Here is a 4303-nt window from a genome sequence, read left to right on the forward strand (position 1 = left end):
AGATGGCGTCGGCCTGGGCCCACAGCTTCTTGGCGTTGTCGGGGTTGTAGGCCAGCACGTCAGAACCCTCGATGGAGTCCGACCAGCCGTCGATCACCGGGGAGGTGAAATCGCTGGCGGGGGTGCGGGTTCCCTCGAAGATCACCTTGGTGATCTCAGAGAACAGCGGAACGGAGTTCCACCCGAAGGTCACGTTCGACACCTCGGTGCCGTAGCCGCCGGTGACGTTCGAGTACCACAGCGGAATCGCGGGGAGGTCCTTCAGCAAAATCTCCTGCGCGTCCTGGAAGTCCTTGTTCGCCGCGTCGACGTCGGTCTCCGAAGAGCCCTTCGCGAGCAGTGCGTCGAATTCGGCGCTCGAGTAGTCGCCGTCGTTCGATCCGGCGTCGGTCGCGTAGATCGGGCCGAGGAAGTTGAACAGACCGGGGTAGTCGGCCTGCCATCCGGTGCGGAATGCGGTCTGGATCGTGCGGTCGGTGATCGCGGTGCGAACCTCGGCGAAGGTCGGTGACGGAGCACCCGACGCGTCGATTCCCAGCGTGTTCTTGAGGTTGTTCGACACGGCGTCGACCCAGCCCTGGTGCCCGCCATCGGCGTTGTACGCGATCTGGAAGGTGCCCGACCACGGTGAGATCTTATCGGCCTCGGCCCACAGCTTCTTCGCCTCGTCGGGGTTGTACGCGAGCACGTCGGCACCCTCGAGCTTGTCGGACCAGCCGTCGATGACCGGCGACGTGAAGTCGCTGGCCGCCGTACGGGTTCCTTCGAAGATCACGTCGGTGATCTCGTCGCGGTTGATCGACATCGAGATCGCCGCGCGGCGAAGCTTGCCCTCTTCTCCGTCGAAGTGCGGCAGACGGGCCGGGATGGTGAACGACTGGAACACGGCCGCGGCCTGGTTCACAGCGCGGTCGCCGAGGTCGGCCTCGAACGTCTGGTACGCGCTGTCGGGAACGGCGTCGAGCACATCGAGGTTGCCGCCCTGCAGGTCGGCGTACGCCGCATCCTGGGTCGCGTAGAATACGATGCTCAGGCCGCCGTTCTTCGGAACGCGCCCTCCGTCGTAGTCGGGATTCACGACGAGGTCGATCTTCTCGTTGTGCTTCCACGCGCCTTCGCCATCGAGCATGTAGGGGCCGTTGCCGATCGGGCTCTCGCCGAACGCGGCCATGTCTTCGAATGCTGTCTTGGGCAGCGGGAAGAACGCCGAGTAGCCGAGGCGCAGCGGGAAGTCGGACTTCGGGCTCGTCAGCGCAACGGTGAAAGTGGTGTCGTCGACGACCTTCAGGCCGGTGAGGGGGCTGTCGGCGTCGTAGCTGAAGCCCTCGATGTCCTCGAAGAAGTAACTGGAGAGTTGCGCGTTCGACAGCAAGGCGCCGTACTGCCACGCGTCGACGAACGAGTTCGCGTCGACCGGGTCACCGTTGGTGAACTTCAGGCCGGGCTTGATCTTGATCGTGTAGTTCTGGGCGTCGTCTGTCTCGATGGACTCCGCGACGTCATTGACGGGAGCGCCCTTGGCATCGTAGTAGACCAGGCCCGCGAAAATCTCATCGAGGATCTTGCCGCCCCCGACCTCGTTGGTGTTTGTCGGGATCAGTGGATTCTGCGGCTCTGAGCCGTTCGCCGTGATGACCGAGGCGCTGCTGTCGCCGGCGCTGGGCTTGTCTGAACCCGTGGCACAACCCGACAGCACGAGGGCGCTGGCCGCGGCAAGGGCGAGTGCCCCGATGCCAATGCGTCTGATTTTCAATTTTCCTCCTGAGGGCTTTCCTGGACTGCCGGATGACCTGAGATCCTGAGATCGCGGGGCACCCGAAAGATCATCAGTCGCGTGGCTGACTAACCAGTACCCTAAAAGGGGGTCGCGCTCTCACCAAATTCACCGGCGAAAAGTTACAGACTAGAAACGTAATATCTTCATTCGTTGTGTGGAACGCACACATTTCACACCGACTGCGACTTCTGACGCAAGAAAGCGTAGTCATGGAACGAAGTTCACCGGCTGACTGGCGCGCTGTTCGGCGTCGTCGCCTCGCCGCGGAGATCGTGATCGTCCTCGGGCTGTCACTCGGCGCATCCGCCGTCTACTCGATTGTCAGTCTGGTCGCCAAACTCACCGCCAACACGTCGCTCGCAAGTCAGTCGACGAGCCTGAACGGCGCACTGAGCACCCGCGAGTGGCTCGACTTCACCTATCAGTTCCTGGCGATCGTCTTCGACCTGGCGCCCGTAGCCCTGGCCTTCTACCTTCTGGCTATCTCCGGCGTGAACCCATTCCGAAAAGTCGGCTTCGACCTGCGCAGTCCCGCGCGGGACGCGGCGCGCGGCATGCTGCTCGTGCTCGTCATCGGCGTGCCGGGAATCGCTCTCTACTTCATCGGTCGAGCCGCCGGAATCACGGTGAACGTCGTTCCGGCGCCCATCGACGCGTATTGGTGGACCGTGCCGATGCTGGTCGCGTCGGCGTTGAGGGCCGCGCTCACCGAAGAGCTGATCGTGGTCGGCTATCTCTTCACCCGGCTTCGTCAGCTCGGGTGGGGCCGGTGGCAGATCATCGCGGCGGCGGCGGTGCTGCGCGGCAGTTACCACCTCTACCAGGGCATAGGCCCGTTTCTCGGCAACGTCGTGATGGGTGTCGTGTTCGGCTGGTGTTACACCCGCTGGGGCCGCACGATGCCGCTCGTGATCGCACACTGGATCATCGACATCGCCTCGTTCGTCGGCTACGCGTGGGCCGTCGCCACGTTTCCCGAACTGTTCCGTCTGCCCTAGCCGTCACCCTCGGCGTCGTCGCCGTCGACCACGGCCGGCCTGCGTCGCGAGATGATCATCGCCGCGACACCCAGCGCGAGCACCACGATGGCCCCGCCCCCGACTGCGGCGACGAGCCCCCAGTTTGTGGGTTGTCTCGACGATGCCGCCGTGCCGGTCGAGTTCGGCTCATCGGTGAACAGAGGCGCCGGCGCCTCTTCTGGGTGGGGCGTCACAACGATCTTGACCACGGCGATGGCGGTGCCGTTCGACGACGAGAACTTGCAGACCATTCCGGAGTCGCCGACGGGAAAGACCGTGCCGGAGACGACGGGAGCGTCGACGATCAGACAGTCCCCCGCGGTGAGCCCGGCGGGCACCACCGGGGCGAACTCGATGGGCGCGCCGTTCGCATCCGCGGCCTCGACCGTGATCGTGCCCGGCAGGATGCCCGAGTCTGTGAACTCGGCTCCCTCGACCTGCGCGTCGCTGAAGTTCGCGCCCTCGATGTTCGCGCCCGTGAAGTTGGCAGCCTGCAGCTTCGAGCCAGACAGGTTCGCCCCGACCAGGTTGGCGCCCATGAAGGCGGCCTGGCCCATGCTGGTTCCGCCGAAGTCGACGCCGGCGCACTGGCTGCCGCCCGCGGGCGCGCCGTCAGTGACCTGCTGCACGACGCATCCGCCCTCGTCATAGAAGACTTCGGCGCTGGCCGCGGTCGCCGGGGCGACCACGACCGCGAGAACACCCGCCGTCACAGCGAGAATCATCGACATCCGGCCGCGCTGTATCGCAAATCGTCTCGCCATGCTGAGAGGGTATCGCACCGGCTCAACCGACTGTCGTCGCCTACTCGAACGCCTCCGGCGGCGGGCACGAGCAGACGAGGTTGCGGTCTCCCCACGCCTGGTCTATTCGTCGAACGGGTGGCCAGTACTTGTTGCGGATCAGCGAACGCACGGGGTACACCGCCGTCTCCCGGTCGTACGGATGCGTCCACTCGCCCTCGACGACCGACTGCGCCGTGTGCGGAGCGTTGCGCAGCGGGTTGTCGTCGGCGGGCCACACGCCCTCGGCGACCTGCGCGGCCTCGCCCTTGATCGCGATCATGGCGTCGATGAACCGGTCGATCTCTATGAGATCTTCGCTTTCGGTCGGCTCGACCATCAGCGTTCCGACAACAGGAAAGCTCATCGTCGGCGCGTGGAACCCGTAGTCGATGAGTCGTTTCGCGACGTCGTCGACCGAAACACCGGTCGCGGCGGTCAGCGGCCGGATGTCGATGATGCACTCGTGCGCGACGAGCCCGTTGTCTCCGGAGTACAGCACGGGGAAGTGCTCGGAGAGGCGCGCCGCGACGTAGTTGGCCGACAGGACGGCCGCACCCGTCGCATCCGCAAGACCCTCGGAGCCCATCATGCGCACGTACGACCAGCTGATGGGCAGGATGCTCGGGCTGCCGTACGGCGCGGCCGAGATCGGTCCGCCCGCGTGCACGACGGTGCCGCCGCCGGCGAGCGGATGCGACGCATCCTGCGCCTGGGCGTGCCCG

The 4303-nt window shown here is 65.3% G+C and carries 3 protein-coding genes and 1 pseudogene; 1 reads left to right on the forward strand and 3 read right to left on the reverse strand.

Features of this window, described 5'->3' with window-relative positions; translation table 11 throughout:
• Window positions 1-1753: ABC transporter substrate-binding protein (locus ACE5CZ_RS11890; RefSeq protein ID WP_374947541.1), on the reverse strand; the 1753-nt coding region annotated here is incomplete at its 3' end.
• 233 nt (window positions 1754-1986) lie between these two features.
• Here ACE5CZ_RS11890 and ACE5CZ_RS11895 point away from each other — a divergent pair.
• The gene (locus ACE5CZ_RS11895) at window positions 1987-2775 is read left to right on the forward strand and encodes a CPBP family intramembrane glutamic endopeptidase (protein WP_374947542.1); all 789 of its coding nucleotides are present in this window, start codon (window positions 1987-1989) and stop codon (window positions 2773-2775) included.
• On the opposite strand, the gene ACE5CZ_RS11900 is transcribed toward ACE5CZ_RS11895, so the two are convergent.
• Together ACE5CZ_RS11900 and ACE5CZ_RS11905 are read right to left on the reverse strand one after the other, a co-directional pair.
• Entirely contained in the window at window positions 2772-3560 is a 789-nt protein-coding gene (locus ACE5CZ_RS11900; RefSeq protein WP_374947543.1) for a pentapeptide repeat-containing protein, read from the reverse strand. The genes ACE5CZ_RS11895 and ACE5CZ_RS11900 overlap by 4 nt on opposite strands.
• Before the next feature lie 40 nt (window positions 3561-3600).
• A pseudogene (locus tag ACE5CZ_RS11905) lies at window positions 3601-4303 on the reverse strand (glycine dehydrogenase (aminomethyl-transferring)); the annotation flags it as partial.

The sequence above is a fragment of the Agreia sp. genome, assembly GCF_964263775.1.
Lineage (GTDB): Bacteria > Actinomycetota > Actinomycetes > Actinomycetales > Microbacteriaceae > Agreia.